This window comes from Citrobacter sp. Cy070 (assembly GCF_030332245.1).
GTDB classification, from domain to species: domain Bacteria; phylum Pseudomonadota; class Gammaproteobacteria; order Enterobacterales; family Enterobacteriaceae; genus Citrobacter; species Citrobacter youngae.
Genome location: NZ_JAOWIG010000038.1, coordinates 89,181 through 105,779 on the forward strand (window position 1 = coordinate 89,181; position 16,599 = coordinate 105,779).

The window sequence follows — 16,599 nt, forward strand, 5'->3', positions numbered from 1 at the left end:
TGATTGAACCCGCATGGCGCCCGTATTATCCGGGTTAGCGCTGAGGGTTCATTTTTATATCCATAAAGAGAATAAACGTGGCAAAAAACATTCAAGCCATTCGCGGCATGAACGATTATCTGCCTGGCGAAACCGCCATCTGGCAGCGCATTGAAGGCACTCTTAAAAACGTGCTCGGCAGCTACGGTTACAGTGAAATCCGCTTGCCGATTGTAGAGCAGACCCCGTTATTCAAACGCGCGATCGGTGAAGTCACCGACGTCGTTGAAAAAGAGATGTATACCTTTGAGGACCGCAATGGCGATAGCCTGACCCTGCGCCCTGAAGGCACTGCGGGCTGCGTACGCGCCGGCATCGAACATGGTCTCCTGTACAATCAGGAACAGCGTCTGTGGTATATCGGGCCGATGTTCCGCCACGAACGTCCGCAAAAAGGACGCTATCGTCAATTCCATCAGTTGGGTTGCGAAGTGTTTGGCCTGCAAGGCCCGGACATCGATGCTGAACTCATTCTGCTGACCGCCCGCTGGTGGCGTGCGTTGGGGATTTCTCAGCATGTCAGCCTTGAGCTGAACTCCATTGGGTCGCTTGAAGCCCGTGCGAACTACCGTGATGCGCTGGTCGCTTATCTGGAACAGTATAAAGATAAACTGGACGAAGACTGTAAGCGGCGCATGTACACCAACCCGCTGCGCGTGCTCGACTCCAAAAACCCGGAAGTACAGGCGCTGTTGAACGACGCGCCTGCGCTGGGCGACTATCTGGATGACGACTCGCGCGAGCATTTTGCGGGCTTGTGCAAACTGCTGGAGTCCGCAGGTATTGCCTACACCGTCAATCAGCGTCTGGTTCGTGGTCTTGATTACTACAACCGCACCGTATTTGAGTGGGTCACTACCAGCCTGGGCTCACAGGGTACCGTCTGTGCAGGTGGCCGTTATGACGGTCTGGTAGAGCAACTTGGCGGCCGCGCAACGCCGGCCGTAGGCTTTGCCATGGGCCTGGAACGACTTGTTTTGTTAGTTCAGGCAGTTAATCCGGAATTTAACGCCGATCCTGTTGTCGATATATACTTGGTCGCTTCGGGGGCAGACACGCAGTCGGCGGCAATGCGGCTTGCAGAACGTCTGCGCGATGAAGTTCCTGGTGTGAAACTGATGACAAACCACGGCGGCGGCAACTTTAAGAAACAGTTTGCCCGCGCCGATAAGTGGGGCGCCCGCGTTGCACTGGTACTGGGTGAGTCCGAAGTGGCTGACGGTACCGTTGTAGTGAAGGATTTGCGCTCTGGTGAGCAAACGGCAGTAGCGCAGGATAGCGTTGCCACGCATTTGCGCACTCTACTGGGCTAAGGAGAAGGACAGCGTGGAAATTTACGAGAACGAACACGACCAGGTTGATGCGGTAAAACGCTTCTTTGCTGAAAACGGCAAAGCGCTGGTTGTTGGGGTAATTTTAGGGGTTGGCGCGCTGGTCGGCTGGCGTTACTGGACCAGTCATCAGACGGAGTCCGCACGCTCTGCTTCTCTGGCGTATCAAAATACGGTGACTGCGGTTAGCGCAGGTAAGCCTGATAGCATTCCTGCCGCAGAGAAATTTGCCGCAGAGAACAAAAATACTTACGGCGCATTAGCGTCAATGGAACTGGCACAGCAGTTTGTTGACCAAAACGAACTAGAGAAAGCCGCGGCCCAGTTACAACAAGGCCTGGCTGCCACCAGCGATGAGAATCTCAAAGCGGTGCTTAATCTGCGTCTTGCTCGTGTTCAGGTTCAGCTTAAGCAGGCTGATACCGCGCTGAAAACACTCGATACCATTAAAGGTGAAGGGTGGGCGGCAATTGTGGCCGATCTGCGTGGTGAAGCGTTGCTGAGCAAAGGCGACAAACAAGGTGCGCGTAGCGCATGGGAAGCGGGTGTGAAAAGCGATGCCTCTCCTGCTCTGAGCGAAATGATGCAGATGAAAATCAATAATTTGTCCATCTGAGAGGGACCCGATGCAATTGCGTAAATTACTTCTGCCAGGGCTGCTTTCCGTTACCCTATTGAGCGGCTGTTCACTGTTTAGTGGCGAAGAAGATGTCGTTAAGATGTCCCCGTTACCGGTGGTTGAAAACCAGTTTACTCCGTCTACTGCCTGGAGCACTTCTGTAGGCAACGGTATTGGTGATTTCTACTCCAACCTTCATCCTGCACTGGCGGATAACGTGGTCTATGCTGCCTCTCGCGCCGGTGTGGTGAAAGCGCTGAACGCAGACGACGGCAAAGAAGTCTGGTCTGTTAATCTGGGTGAGAAAGACGGCTGGTTCTCCCGTGCATCTGCTCAGCTTTCTGGCGGAGTCACCGTGTCCGGCGGCCATGTTTATATTGGCAGCGAAAAAGCACAGGTTTATGCGCTGAACACCAGCGACGGCACAACCGCATGGCAGACGAAAGTTGCCGGGGAAGCGCTGTCTCGCCCGGTGGTGAGCGATGGCATGGTGTTAATCCACACCAGCAACGGCCAGTTGCAGGCCTTGAACGAAGCTGATGGCGCCATCAAATGGACCGTTAACCTCGATATGCCTTCTCTGTCACTGCGCGGCGAATCTGCTCCAGCGACCGCCTTTGGCGCAGCTATTGTGGGTGGCGATAATGGTCGCGTAAGTGCCGTACTGATGCAGCAGGGCCAGATGATTTGGCAGCAGCGTATCTCTCAGGCCACTGGCCCAACCGAAATCGATCGTCTGAGTGATGTCGATACCACGCCGGTTATCGTCAATGGCGTAGTTTACGCACTGGCTTATAATGGTAACCTGACGGCGCTGGATCTGCGCAGTGGCCAGATCATGTGGAAACGTGAGCTCGGCTCGGTGAATGATTTCATCGTCGATGGTAATCGTATCTATCTGGTTGATCAGAATGACCGTGTGCTGGCGCTGACCACCGACGGCGGCGTGACGCTGTGGACGCAAAGCGATCTGCTGCACCGTCTGCTGACGTCTCCGGCTCTGTATAACGGTAACCTGGTCGTAGGCGATAGCGAAGGCTACCTGCACTGGATTAACGTTGAAGATGGTCGCTTTGTCGCTCAGCAGAAAGTCGATAGCTCAGGTTTCCTGACCGAGCCGGTCGCTGCTGATGGTAAACTGCTGATCCAGGCGAAAGACGGTACGCTGTACTCCATTACGCGTTAATCGTCCTGGCCGCTCGCTTTGAAAAACGGCTCCTGGTGCAGGGGCCGTTTTACTGTTTTTAACAATGGCGCAAAAATAGCGTCCGTTGTCTGATGATTTTTTAAATGAGGCTTTAAACATGGTACCTGTGGTCGCGCTTGTCGGGCGCCCTAACGTTGGCAAATCCACGTTATTTAACCGTCTAACTCGCACCCGAGATGCGCTGGTTGCGGATTTCCCGGGTCTGACTCGTGACCGTAAGTACGGTCGTGCGGAAATTGAAGGCCGCGAGTTTATCTGCATTGATACTGGTGGTATTGATGGCACCGAAGACGGTGTTGAAACCCGAATGGCTGAGCAGTCGTTGCTGGCTATCGAAGAAGCGGACGTTGTGCTGTTTATGGTGGATGCGCGTGCTGGCCTGATGCCGGCAGATGAAGCCATTGCCAAGCATCTGCGTGCGCGCCAGAAACCAACCTTCCTTGTTGCCAACAAAACTGACGGACTCGATCCGGATCAGGCTGTTGTCGATTTCTATTCACTGGGGCTGGGCGAAATTTACCCCATCGCGGCGTCCCATGGTCGCGGCGTCCTCAGCCTGCTGGAGCATGTTCTGCTGCCGTGGATGGATGATATCGCACCGCAGGAAGAAGTGGATGAAGATGCGGAATACTGGGCGAAACTGGAAGCCGAGGAAAACGGCGAAGAAGAGCCTGAAGACGACTTCAATCCGCAGGATCTGCCGATCAAACTGGCGATTGTCGGGCGTCCGAACGTAGGTAAGTCTACACTGACTAACCGTATTCTTGGCGAAGACCGCGTGGTGGTTTACGACATGCCGGGGACCACGCGTGACAGTATTTATATCCCAATGCAGCGTGATGAGCGCGAATATGTGCTGATTGACACTGCGGGTGTACGTAAGCGCGGTAAAATTACCGAAGCGGTAGAAAAATTCTCCGTAATCAAAACGTTGCAGGCAATTGAAGATGCCAACGTGGTGATGCTGGTGATTGACGCTCGCGAAGGGATCTCCGATCAGGACCTCTCGCTGTTGGGCTTTATCCTCAATAGTGGGCGCTCACTTGTTATCGTCGTCAACAAGTGGGATGGCCTGACGCAGGAAGTGAAAGAACAGGTAAAAGAGACACTGGACTTCCGTCTGGGCTTTATCGACTTTGCCCGTGTTCACTTTATCTCCGCGCTGCACGGCAGCGGTGTAGGTAACCTGTTCGAATCCGTGCGCGAAGCGTATGACAGCTCAACCCGTCGCGTCAGCACCGCGATGCTGACTCGCATCATGACCATGGCAGTAGAAGATCATCAGCCGCCGCTGGTGCGTGGTCGCCGTGTGAAGCTTAAGTACGCACACGCCGGTGGTTATAACCCGCCGATTGTGGTGATCCACGGTAACCAGGTGAAAGACCTGCCGGATTCATACAAGCGCTATCTGATGAACTACTTCCGCAAATCACTGGAAGTCATGGGTACACCAATCCGTATTCAGTTCAAGGAAGGGGAAAACCCGTTTGCCAACAAACGTAATACACTGACGCCAACGCAGATGCGTAAGCGTAAGCGTTTGATTAAGCACATCAAAAAAAGCAAGTAACCTTGCTGATGGCGATAGAGGCCCGCGTAAATCGCGGGCTTTTTTTTCTCCTGTACCTGTCTGTTTGCTGTCAATGACTATTCGCTTTTTACCAAGTTTAAATCTAAGAAAGTAGACAATTGTCGAATTTTCATCTTAAAGTCACCCGGTTGGTACTAGACAAAACTACTGTCAGGTTATCAAATGGTTAAATAACTCTTCGCCGTATGTAAAAAATCGACCAGCTACGTAACTGGCCGGCGTACATCACGGTGTTTACAAGCACACGACATATCTTTTCGGGAGAATTATGCAATCCTCTGTTAATCAAAAAGAAAGCCGAACTTTCTTCGGTCATCCTTATCCGCTCGGCTCATTGTTCTTTACTGAGATGTGGGAGCGTTTTTCGTTTTATGGCATTCGTCCGTTACTGATCCTGTTTATGGCGGCTACCGTTTATGACGGCGGTATGGGGCTGGCGCGTGAAAATGCCTCGGCGATTGTCGGTATCTTTGCCGGTACGATGTATCTTGCCGCGTTGCCGGGTGGCTGGCTGGCGGATAACTGGCTCGGCCAACAAAAGGCGGTATGGTATGGCTCCATCCTGATTGCGCTTGGTCACCTGTCGATTGCGCTCTCGGCCATCATGGGTGACAACCTGTTCTTTATCGGCCTGATGTTTATCGTGCTCGGCTCTGGTCTGTTCAAGACCTGTATCTCGGTGATGGTCGGCACGCTGTATAAAAAAGGCGATGCGCGTCGTGATGGCGGTTTCTCGCTGTTCTATATGGGCATCAACATGGGCTCCTTCATCGCGCCGTTGATCTCCGGGTGGCTGATTAAATCTCATGGCTGGCATTGGGGTTTTGGAATCGGTGGCATCGGGATGTTGGTCGCGTTAATTATCTTCCGCGTATTTGCTGTTCCGGCGATGAAACGCTACGACAGCGAAGTCGGGCTGGACTCTACCTGGAACAGCCCGGTTGTGAAGCGTAACGGTGTGGGCACGTGGCTGCTGGCGCTGGCAGTTGGTGTAGCAATTGTTGTTACCCTGATTGCGCAGGGCGTGATTGTGATTAACCCGGTCGCGGTAGCCAGCGTGCTGGTGTATGTGATTGCGGCATCCGTAGCCCTCTACTTCATCTACCTGTTTGTCTTTGCGGGGCTGAACCGTAAAGAGCGCGCCAGACTGTTGGTCTGCTTTATTCTGCTGGTTTCCGCGGCCTTCTTCTGGTCGGCATTTGAGCAAAAACCAACGTCGTTTAACCTGTTCGCTAACGACTACACTAATCGTATGATCGGCGATTTTGAAATCCCGGCAGTGTGGTTCCAGTCGATTAACGCGCTGTTTATCATCCTGCTGGCCCCAGTCTTTAGCTGGGCATGGCCGAAGCTTGCCAGCATGAACATTCGCCCGAGCAGTATCACCAAGTTCGTTATCGGTATTCTGTGTGCCGCAGCGGGTTTTGGCCTGATGATGCTGGCAGCGCAAAACGTGCTGAATAATGGTGGTGCAGGCGTTTCGCCATTCTGGCTGGTGGGTAGTATTCTGATGCTGACGCTTGGCGAACTGTGTCTGAGCCCGATTGGTCTGGCAACCATGACGCTGCTGGCGCCGGAAAGAATGCGTGGACAGATGATGGGTCTGTGGTTCTGCGCCAGTGCGCTGGGTAACCTGGCCGCGGGTCTGATTGGTGGCCATGTGAAGGCTGACCAACTGGATATGCTGCCGGATCTCTTCGCGCGCTGTTCGATTGCGCTGCTGATCTGCGCTGCAGTACTGATCGTCCTCATTGTTCCGATTCGTCGCATGCTGGAGAATACACAAACTAAACCGGTGACCAGCGCCTGATAACACTTCGATTGTGCCGGGGCAGACGTTATGTCCCGGCCATTTAATTTTCGAGGTAAGAACATGCTGTTTGGGTTTGTTGGACTTGGCGCAGTCGTTGAAACGGCATACTTGCCTGCATTACGTAACATGTTCGGTGATTCACTACGCTGCGTGGGATTTGACGTTCAACCCACAAAACAGCCAGCAGGCGTGACGCGTTGTACGTCGCTCGAAGAGCTGCTTACTCAGCCTCTGGATACTTTGTTTATCACGACCGCATCCCTACATCATCTTGAGGTGCTTGAACAGGCCCTGGCCTCTCCCATTGCACGTATCGTGGTTGAAAAACCTATTGTCGCCACGCTTTCCCAAATTGAAAAACTGAAAATGCTGCTGGTTCAACCCGGCGTTGCTGATCGCGTGCTGGCGCTAGACCACTGGATGGCGCGCATCGAAACGGTGAAGCGAGGGTTGGTCAGCACTTTTGCCGAGATTGTGAAAATCGAAGGTTTCTTGCAGGAGCCAAGCGGGTTTAACACCGCAGGGGAGCCGATAGCGCTTAACTTTGCCACCGGTGAACCGGACACGCGTGAACTTCGCCACCCGGATGGCGTGATTCTGGATATCGGTACGCACGTGTTAGCAATGCTGCGGGAAACGGTACGGTATCTGGGAGGGAATAATGAGATGGTGCTGCGGTTAGTGAGTGCTAAAGACCGTCTGGGGCGTGATATCCCCCAGAGTGACCTGACCACGGCAGAGGGTGAAGCTCATCTTCAGGGGCAGATTAGCGGCATTCCGCTGGATATCTGGCTGAATAAGTACGCGGGTCCAACTGGTGGGCAAAAATGTTTGCGTCTGTATCTGAGCGATGGTCGTATTATCAGCCATGACCGGCGCGGTACAGAAGATGTACTGGAAGTGATTGACGGTGATGCTGTGCGTCGCTGGAAGCTTCCTGGCACGATTTATGCCCATTGTCTGGCGGAACATATTCTGGGGGCGCAAAGTCTGTTTGAACGCAACCCACAGGAGGTGAGGCGCACAACGCAGCGCAGACTGGAGGAGGTTGAACGATTACTCACCTTGCAGCAACAGCTGCGTGGCCCACACTAAGCGTATCGTGGTAAAATTAGCGCAGAGCTGAACGCCCTTTATAGGAGTCACCATGTCAATGAACTGCCCGGAATGTCACGCAGAACTGGAACAGCAAAACGGTGTGGCGCACTGTGAAAACTGCAAAAAAGTTATTCCGTTAGAAGCGCGCTGTCCGGAGTGCCATCTGCCACTGCAAGTGTTAAAAGCCTGCGGCGCAGTGGATTATTTCTGTCAGACCGGTCATGGCCTTATCTCGAAAAAACGCGTGGAGTTTGCGCCGGTTTAATCCGGCTTTTTTTTACGCGTTTTCTTTGCCGCCGTTACGCCTTTCACTTCGCTCTCTACCCAGCCATCTGACAGTCGGGTGGTGAGCACATCACCGGCCTTCACTTGTTTGGTTTGCTTCAGCACTTTGCCGTCTGTCGCGGTAGTGACGCTATAACCGCGCGCCAGCGTTGCCAGTGGGCTGACGGCTTCCAGATGCGTGACCGCATTGCCGAAACGCTCGCGTTGCTGGCTGACGCGCGAGCGAATATTTTCCGCCAGTCGGTATTCCAGTTGCTGAATACGTGTTTGCGCGCGGTGAATACGCGGCTGCGGGGTTTGCTGATTCAGACGCTGCAGCATGCGCTGTTGACGCTGATTTGCCTGTTTAATCTTATTCTCAAGAGCGGTGTTCATTCTCTGACGCAGTCGTTCCAGCACGGTCTGCTGACGGGCCAGACGCAATTGAGGGTGCTGCTGTTGCAAGCGGTGATTAAGCAGGGTAAATCGGCGAGTTCGGTTGGCGAGATAGTAATCCATCGCCATTTCCAGACGTTGCTGACCCTGCTGAATTTGACGCAGCAGTTCAAGCTGGTTGCGGCTGACAATTTCGGCCGCCGCAGATGGCGTTGGCGCGCGCAGATCGCCGACGAAGTCAGCGATGGTCACATCGGTTTCATGGCCGACGGCGCTGACGACTGGAATCCGGCTGGCAAAGATCGCCCGCGCTACCCGTTCGTCGTTAAAGCTCCATAAATCTTCCAGCGAGCCGCCGCCGCGCCCGACGATTAATACATCACACTCGCCCCGCGCGTTCGCCAGCGCAATGGCGCGCACAATCTGTCCCGGCGCATCGTCGCCCTGGACGGCGGTTGGGTAGATAATCACGGGCAGGGAAGGGTCACGACGCTTCAGCACGTGGAGAATATCATGCAGCGCGGCGCCGGTTTTCGAGGTGATGACCCCAACGCAGTGCGCAGGTGAGGGGAGCGGCTGTTTGAACTGTTGGTCAAAGAGGCCTTCGGCCTGGAGCTTCGCCTTCAGTTGCTCGTATTTCTGCTGCAACAACCCTTCGCCAGCTGGCTGCATGCTCTCGACGATTATCTGGTAGTCCCCACGCGGCTCATACAATGTAATGTTGGCGCGTACCAGTACCTGCTGCCCGTGCTGTGGGCGGAACGTTACCCGGCGGTTGCTGTTGCGAAACATCGCGCAGCGAACCTGAGCGGTGTCATCTTTGAGCGTGAAGTACCAATGACCCGAGGACGGCTGAGTGAAATTGGAGATTTCACCGCTGATCCACACTTGCCCCATTTCTTGCTCAAGCAGCAAACGAACCGTCTGATTCAGGCGGCTTACGGTAAAAATTGAGGTGGTCTGAGAGGATAACATGTGAGCGGGATCAAATTCTAAATCAGCAGGTTATTCAGTCGAAAGTAACATGCTCACAGAGGAGCGCAAGGTTTTTTTGCAAAAAAGTGTGGATGCAATCGGTTACGCTCTGTATAATGCCGCGGCAATATTTAATAACCTCCCAGGTGAGATATTGCCCATGCTACGTATCGCAAAAGAAGCCCTGACGTTTGACGACGTCCTCCTCGTTCCCGCTCATTCTACCGTTCTGCCGAATACTGCTGATCTTAGCACCCAGTTGACGAAAACCATTCGCCTGAACATTCCTATGCTCTCCGCGGCAATGGACACCGTGACGGAAGCGCGCCTGGCAATTGCCCTGGCCCAGGAAGGCGGCATCGGTTTTATCCACAAAAACATGTCCATCGAGCGCCAGGCCGAAGAAGTTAAACGTGTGAAAAAACACGAATCTGGCGTGGTGACCGACCCGCAGACCGTTCTGCCAACCACCACGCTGCGCGAAGTGAAAGAACTGACCGAGCGTAACGGTTTTGCAGGCTACCCGGTTGTGACTGAAGATAACGAACTGGTCGGCATCATCACCGGTCGTGACGTACGTTTTGTGACCGATCTCAGCCAGCCAGTGAGCGTTTACATGACGCCGAAAGAGCGTCTGGTGACCGTTCGCGAAGGCGAAGCGCGCGATGTCGTGTTTGCCAAAATGCACGAAAAACGCGTTGAGAAAGCGCTGGTTGTTGATGACAGCTTCCACCTGCTCGGCATGATCACGGTTAAAGATTTCCAGAAAGCGGAACGTAAACCTAACGCCTGTAAAGACGAGCATGGTCGTCTGCGCGTTGGCGCTGCTGTCGGTGCGGGTGCAGGTAACGAAGAGCGCGTTGATGCGCTGGTTGCCGCGGGCGTTGACGTACTGCTGATTGACTCCTCTCACGGTCACTCTGAAGGCGTACTGCAGCGTATTCGTGAAACTCGCGCTAAATATCCTGATCTGCAGATCATCGGTGGTAACGTGGCAACTGGCGCTGGTGCTCGCGCACTGGCGGAAGCCGGCTGCAGCGCGGTGAAAGTCGGTATCGGCCCAGGCTCCATCTGTACGACTCGTATCGTAACTGGCGTAGGTGTACCGCAGATCACCGCTGTTTCTGACGCGGTTGCAGCGCTGGAAGGCACCGGTATTCCGGTTATCGCCGATGGTGGTATTCGTTTCTCCGGCGACATCGCGAAAGCGATTGCTGCAGGTGCTGCTGCAGTCATGGTTGGCTCCATGCTGGCGGGTACCGAAGAATCCCCGGGTGAAATCGAACTGTACCAGGGCCGTTCTTACAAATCATACCGCGGTATGGGCTCTCTGGGCGCGATGTCCAAAGGCTCCTCCGACCGTTACTTCCAGAGCGATAACGCCGCCGACAAACTGGTCCCGGAAGGTATCGAAGGCCGCGTGGCGTATAAAGGTCGCCTGAAAGAGATCATTCACCAGCAGATGGGCGGGCTGCGCTCCTGTATGGGGCTGACCGGCTGTGGTACTATCGACGCGCTGCGTACTCAGGCTGAATTTGTCCGTATCAGCGGTGCGGGTATTCAGGAAAGTCACGTTCACGATGTGACCATCACCAAAGAGTCCCCTAACTACCGCATGGGCTCCTGATAAGTTTCCGCGCCCGGCTCTGTGCCGGGCGAATTTGTTTCACTTGCCTCGGAATTAGCGTCAATGACAGACAATATTCATAAACATCGCATTCTCATCCTCGATTTCGGATCGCAGTACACTCAGCTGGTCGCACGCCGCGTACGTGAGCTGGGCGTCTACTGTGAACTGTGGGCATGGGATGTTACGGAAGCACAAATTCGCGAATTCAACCCAAGCGGTATTATTCTTTCCGGTGGTCCGGAAAGTACCACCGAAGCAAACAGCCCGCGTGCGCCAGAGTACGTGTTCAATGCCGGCGTGCCGGTGTTCGGCGTGTGCTACGGCATGCAGACCATGGCAATGCAGCTCGGTGGTCATGTTGAAGGTTCTAACGAACGTGAATTCGGCTATGCGCAGGTTGAAGTTCAGACCGACAGCGCGCTTGTCCGCGGTATTGAAGACTCCCTGACCGCAGACGGCAAACCGTTGCTGGATGTGTGGATGAGCCACGGCGACAAAGTGACCGCCATTCCGGAAGGTTTCGTGACCGTTGCCAGCACCGACAGCTGCCCGTTTGCTATCATGGCGCACGAAGAAAAACGCTTCTACGGCGTGCAATTCCACCCGGAAGTGACCCACACCCGTCAGGGCATGCGCATGCTGGAGCGTTTTGTGCGCGACATCTGCCAGTGTGAAGCGCTGTGGACGCCGGCAAAAATTATCGATGACGCCGTTGCCCGCATTCGTGAGCAGGTTGGCAATGATAAAGTTATCCTCGGTCTGTCCGGTGGCGTTGACTCCTCTGTGACTGCGATGCTGCTGCACCGTGCAATCGGAAAAAACCTGACCTGCGTGTTCGTCGACAACGGTCTGCTGCGCCTGAACGAAGCCCAGCAGGTAATGGATATGTTTGGTGACCATTTCGGCCTGAACATCGTTCACGTTGAAGGCGAACAGCGTTTCCTCGACGCGCTGAAAGGCGAGAACGATCCTGAAGCGAAACGTAAGATCATCGGCCGCGTATTCGTTGAAGTGTTCGACGAAGAAGCGCTGAAGCTGGAAGACGTTAAGTGGCTGGCACAGGGCACCATCTACCCTGACGTGATCGAATCGGCCGCTTCCGCTACCGGTAAAGCGCACGTCATCAAATCTCACCATAACGTCGGCGGCCTGCCGAAAGAGATGAAGATGGGGCTGGTTGAACCGCTGCGTGAGCTGTTCAAAGACGAAGTGCGTAAGATTGGTCTGGAGCTGGGCCTGCCGTACGACATGCTGTACCGTCACCCGTTCCCGGGACCGGGGCTGGGCGTACGTGTGCTGGGCGAAGTGAAGAAAGAGTACTGCGACCTGCTGCGTCGCGCGGATGCTATCTTCATTGAAGAACTGCACAAAGCTGATCTGTACAACAAGGTAAGCCAGGCGTTCACCGTATTCCTGCCGGTACGTTCCGTTGGTGTCATGGGCGATGGCCGTAAGTACGACTGGGTTGTTTCCCTGCGAGCAGTAGAAACCATCGACTTTATGACCGCACATTGGGCGCACCTGCCGTATGACTTCTTAGGCCGCGTTTCCAACCGCATCATCAACGAAGTTAACGGTATCTCCCGCGTGGTGTATGACATCAGCGGTAAGCCGCCAGCGACGATTGAGTGGGAATAAGCCGATAACCCTTTCTGAGTTTTCATGAACAGGTAAAAATGCAATCAACCCTCTGTTTTTACAGAGGGTTTTTATTTATGTGTATTCATTAATTTTCTATGTGGCCGTATCGCCCACCGGACCTCGCTTGCTGCGAAGAAACGTGATGGTAAAATCTGATCAGAAATGCGGAAACTTTCACAAATTTTACCTTCAATAATATGCGACGAATGGTCTGCATTTTATTGCATGAGGCTGGGGATCCATCAGGCTGGGCAGAAAAGTGCCTCGCGCATGAGCAAAAAGGGTTAAGGGAATCTTGTTGAAATGTTTGCGCTTTCTGTTTCATCAACGCCTAAGTTTAAGCTGAGGTAGCCAAAATTCAGGAGGTATGAGTTGGCATTCCCAATGCTTCCCATTCTGCCCCTCTGTTAGTGCGTAGTGCCCATGTTCTTGGGAAAGATAAAGATAAAGTTTTATTGATAGCCGTTCGTGCAGCATCCCAAGTCGAGTCATAAAGAAAATCATTTAATAATAATGAATATCCATATTGATTACTTCTGGGAGTCCATGCTCTGCTTATTATTTGAACAAGGTCTTGCGCTCCAAATATTGCATATGAATCCGATGTTGAACTATCTTTTGCTGAAATCCACAATAGTCTTTCGCCGGGAAACAATGTTTCTCTTCAGTTAATAAAACCATTTTGGGCAAAATATTCACGGTTAAGGAATGGGATAGGATTAAAAGTTGAATAAGGATCGTTATTACTAAAACTGGATATATTCTTGCAGAATTTATAGCGTATGTTTCAAGTTGATCGCCATTAGAATGGGATTGCCAAATATCAATAACTTGTGGATATCACCGCCAGCACGCCTTCATCCTCTTGGTTGGCGAGATGCCGCTGCTCCAGCCGCGACATCTCGTATTGTATAGCCAATTCTTGACGTTTAGTTAGCGTCGGTATGCTAACGCAAAAAGCGACCTCTCAGCACCTTATTATCCACAATCTCTAACAATACCTGCGGTGATTGGGCTGCCTGGATGCGTTCGCCGAGTTGTGTAAGTAAAACGTTATCAGTATTAAGTAGGCTATCCGTTTGATTTAGCTTGCGTTCTACCTGTAAGGCATTTGCCTGGGTGCTGCTTGTTCGTTCAAATAATGGCTTCATCTTGCTTAGATGATGGGCGACTTTACGTTTTATTTTTTCCCATTGCTGAAATATGCCGTTGCTGGCATTCAGTTCTTTTAAATATAATTCGCTTGTCAGGACAAACTCTTGGTTGCCGTCATGCTTGATGAACAGGATGAGATTAGCAACTAACAAACATTGCATACCCGTCAGATACTCACGCTGCAACCGTTCAACATTGCTGATTTTCAGTTTGAGCGCTTCCCGGAGATCGTCAGATCCAAACCAACTGGTCGGTTCAAATTGTTCAATTTCTCGATATGCCTGAGTGATATCCTTTTCAAGATGCTTAACCTGCGAGCGCACTTCCTGCGCGCTTTTGGCGAGGTTCAGTAGTGACTCTTTGGTGATAATTTCATTACGGCTCAGTAATAAACCAATAATATTGAGATGTTCATGGAAAGTCTGGATATTCGCGAGGCGCGATTGTTCAAGATGGCCTTTAATCGAATCGATCTTTTGTTCGATGATCCGCAGTCTCTCATTAATATCGGCAAGATGTTTTTGGGCCAGAAGTTGTGACGCGATATTAAAAACCAGGCTGGCATTGACCAGCGACTTCAGATTTTCAGCTTCGTGAAATCGGGCTTGTGCGCCAATTTTGTTGGTGTCTGGATTAAGTACCGCACCGATTGCTCCGCTGCCATCTTTCGCCTGTACCAGTTGGCTGTATTCGAAAGAACAGGTCATTAATTGTGTCGCGTTACCTGCAATGGCAGTGGCGACGGTGGGGACGCTACTGAGCCAGTGATTAAAGAGTGAAATGCTGCTGGGATCCAGTTCCGTCTGTGAGTCCTGTTGCGCAAGATCTTGCCAGTATCCAGGCTGGCTGTGTATTTTCACCAGGGCATTATTTTGCGCGTCGACGATGTCCACTTCGAAGGCCGCTTCTTGCTCAGGTATCTGATTGTTATTCGCTAAAGTTGACATAGGGTGAATTCTGCTCGATTAGTTACGGTATTTTTACTGCGCTATTTTGGGCGAGTGAAGCATGTTGAGCATCGCGATATGAGCAATGAACGGAATTGTCACCCGGTATGCCTCCCCAAGCGTTTGGTTAGCAAGGCTGACCGTACTGACGATAGCAGTGACGGGATGTAAGCGGAGCGCGGTAAATGCCGCTACGCTTGCCGCAGCTGACAGGCCGATAACAACCCCTTTATCGTTTATGCGCAGATTATCCTGCATCTTGAAAAAACCGGAGATAACTTTCGTTTCTGTGCAGCGCTCCCAACGTTCATGATCGGCTAATGACTGCCAGTCATCACCAAACAAACTTAGGACGATTTCCCGTTCTTTTGTGGCGTTATTTTTTTTCTTGCTGTCTTTGCCATTGAGCTTTTTATGAACATCGGTTAATAACTCAGAATAAGGCAATGGCTCACTGCGGAAAATATTAACGAGCGAGTGTCCGCCATATTCCTGCAATTCATGTAGCAGATGCCGCAGCCCACGCTCGCTGTAGTCCCGTTCTGCCTTCTCTTCGAGTAGTAAGTCCTTAACGGACGATGATAATGCTACCCGGCCTTTACCGTTGTCTGTCAGAACGTCGACCAGATAGTCAATGTGATTGAGGGAGGTTTTTTTCAGTAACGACAGGATATGTGGGTCACATTTGACCGGTTGTTCCATTTTATGGATTCCTTCATCATGAATAAAGCATAGAAAACGATAGAGAGTATTGTACAGATATGTTGGGGAGGGGAGGAGGTTGTTTTTTGTAGCCTGTAATGTGAGACATGGAAACATGTAACGATGATGATATTTACGGTTTCTTTTTTAGCATTTAATTTTTAAATTTTATCTAAGGATGGGTGTTTAAGCGATTAGTCAACGCTAATGCGGCCCAGCAGATGGAATAAATATTTTAATCGACAATCTGCAGGTGAGGCTGTGATTGTGATGGGGCGTTTTGAGCACGGCTATCCATCTGCGGATAGGGCAAGTCGATATGGTTGGCATCCATCGCTTCTTTGATGTTTTCCAGCAGATCGTAATAGGTATTCCAGTATTCGCCGTTACGCACCCAAACGCGAACATAGAAGTTAAGCGATGAGGCGGCAAGTTCGCCCAGATGCACGGTCATACCGCGACTCCGATCAACGCGTTCATCCTGCTCGATGATATGCGTAATGACGCGTTTCACTTCCGCAATCCGACTCTGGTAGCCTATGCCAATGATGGCGATAATGAATTTTTGGGGAAAAATGAAAAACTACTCATAGTATTATCCTGTTTGTGTTCAAAAATGGTAACGATTCAAATAAGTATTTAATTCTCATGCAAAACATTGATGTATACGTCAGTGATATATGCTGGCGATATTAATTAGCGTCTGTTTGAACTGTATTTGTCTTTTTTATGTCCAGTAAACAAGAACGTAAAAATGAGCGCAAATGGTGCGGTGAAGTGGGATTAAAAGATTGTGCATTTGTGCGAAAAACACGGTCTTTTATCCGATAACTCAGTGCGTGTGGTGGGTAAGACAGCGTCTTGTTTCATCGCTCAAATCCCTTACCGGATGGTTAAATGTCAGGCGATTAGCCATCCGGTAAGGAATCTTAAGACAGGGGATCACAGATACGAGCGTTCAGCGTTCGTCAGTTTGAGCAGGAGAAGTCTGTTGCGGCAAGGTGGTCTGCTGGGATTCTTTCTTGTCCTGGTGGTGGTGCCACGCACCGATAGCAGAGTAGACGAAGCGTCCGAAGAAGAAGATGAAGCTGATAAGCAGTACGATCCGGATCATGCGACTGTTAAATCGGTGTCGTTTGCGTAGGCTGGTAACCTGGCTCACAAAAGGTTCCTTAAAGTGTACCCAACCAG

Annotated in this window: 13 protein-coding genes and 1 pseudogene; 9 read left to right on the plus strand and 5 right to left on the minus strand. The window is 51.8% G+C overall.

What is annotated here, in order from left to right; genetic code table 11:
* Positions 1-77 precede the first annotated feature (77 nt).
* The 7 genes from hisS to OGY19_RS03355 all read left to right on the plus strand — a co-directional run bounded on the left by hisS (position 78) and on the right by OGY19_RS03355 (position 7,963).
* Entirely contained in the window at positions 78-1,352 is a 1,275-nt protein-coding gene (hisS, locus tag OGY19_RS03325; protein WP_061068334.1) for a histidine--tRNA ligase, read from the plus strand.
* A gap of 13 nt (positions 1,353-1,365) precedes the next feature.
* Positions 1,366-1,986 carry a YfgM family protein gene (locus OGY19_RS03330; RefSeq protein WP_005120429.1) on the plus strand — a complete coding sequence of 207 codons (621 nt, stop codon included), beginning with the start codon at positions 1,366-1,368 and terminating at the stop codon, positions 1,984-1,986.
* A 10-nt stretch (positions 1,987-1,996) separates the two neighbouring features.
* Positions 1,997-3,175, plus strand: coding sequence for an outer membrane protein assembly factor BamB (bamB, locus tag OGY19_RS03335; RefSeq protein WP_048210928.1), 1,179 nt, complete (start codon positions 1,997-1,999; stop codon positions 3,173-3,175).
* Positions 3,176-3,293: 118 nt separating this feature from the next.
* Positions 3,294-4,766, plus strand: a complete 1,473-nt coding sequence (der, locus tag OGY19_RS03340; RefSeq protein ID WP_048210929.1) for a ribosome biogenesis GTPase Der — start codon at positions 3,294-3,296, stop codon at positions 4,764-4,766.
* A 289-nt stretch (positions 4,767-5,055) separates the two neighbouring features.
* The gene (locus tag OGY19_RS03345) at positions 5,056-6,597 is read left to right on the plus strand and encodes a peptide MFS transporter (protein ID WP_115601669.1); all 1,542 of its coding nucleotides are present in this window, start codon (positions 5,056-5,058) and stop codon (positions 6,595-6,597) included.
* A gap of 63 nt (positions 6,598-6,660) precedes the next feature.
* On the plus strand, positions 6,661-7,695 hold the full coding sequence (locus OGY19_RS03350) for a Gfo/Idh/MocA family oxidoreductase (protein WP_286596228.1): 1,035 nt from the start codon (positions 6,661-6,663) through the stop codon (positions 7,693-7,695).
* A gap of 52 nt (positions 7,696-7,747) precedes the next feature.
* Positions 7,748-7,963: a zinc ribbon domain-containing protein gene (locus OGY19_RS03355; protein WP_115601670.1), complete on the plus strand. Its 216-nt coding sequence runs from the start codon at positions 7,748-7,750 to the stop codon at positions 7,961-7,963.
* Here OGY19_RS03355 and xseA read toward each other — a convergent pair.
* Positions 7,960-9,333 (minus strand): exodeoxyribonuclease VII large subunit, encoded by a 1,374-nt coding sequence (gene xseA / locus OGY19_RS03360; RefSeq protein ID WP_115601671.1) that lies wholly within the window; start codon positions 9,331-9,333, stop codon positions 7,960-7,962. The genes OGY19_RS03355 and xseA overlap by 4 nt on opposite strands.
* A 160-nt stretch (positions 9,334-9,493) precedes the next feature.
* Here xseA and guaB point away from each other — a divergent pair, with 160 nt between their 5' ends.
* Positions 9,494-10,960: an IMP dehydrogenase gene (gene guaB, locus OGY19_RS03365; RefSeq protein ID WP_048210934.1), complete on the plus strand. Its 1,467-nt coding sequence runs from the start codon at positions 9,494-9,496 to the stop codon at positions 10,958-10,960.
* A gap of 63 nt (positions 10,961-11,023) precedes the next feature.
* Positions 11,024-12,601, plus strand: coding sequence for a glutamine-hydrolyzing GMP synthase (gene guaA, locus OGY19_RS03370; RefSeq protein WP_048224996.1), 1,578 nt, complete (start codon positions 11,024-11,026; stop codon positions 12,599-12,601).
* A 950-nt stretch (positions 12,602-13,551) separates the two neighbouring features.
* Here guaA and OGY19_RS03375 read toward each other — a convergent pair.
* From OGY19_RS03375 to OGY19_RS03390, 4 genes and pseudogenes are all read right to left on the minus strand, one after another.
* Positions 13,552-14,706 (minus strand): hypothetical protein, encoded by a 1,155-nt coding sequence (locus tag OGY19_RS03375; RefSeq protein ID WP_061068328.1) that lies wholly within the window; start codon positions 14,704-14,706, stop codon positions 13,552-13,554.
* A gap of 33 nt (positions 14,707-14,739) precedes the next feature.
* A complete protein-coding gene (locus OGY19_RS03380) occupies positions 14,740-15,408 on the minus strand; it encodes a YaaW family protein (protein ID WP_115601673.1) in 669 nt (222 codons plus the stop codon).
* A 235-nt stretch (positions 15,409-15,643) separates the two neighbouring features.
* A pseudogene (locus tag OGY19_RS03385) lies at positions 15,644-15,979 on the minus strand (mechanosensitive ion channel protein MscS); the annotation flags it as partial.
* Between the two features lie 387 nt (positions 15,980-16,366).
* Positions 16,367-16,570 carry a YfgG family protein gene (locus OGY19_RS03390; protein WP_071887371.1) on the minus strand — a complete coding sequence of 68 codons (204 nt, stop codon included), beginning with the start codon at positions 16,568-16,570 and terminating at the stop codon, positions 16,367-16,369.
* Positions 16,571-16,599: the final 29 nt, after the last annotated feature.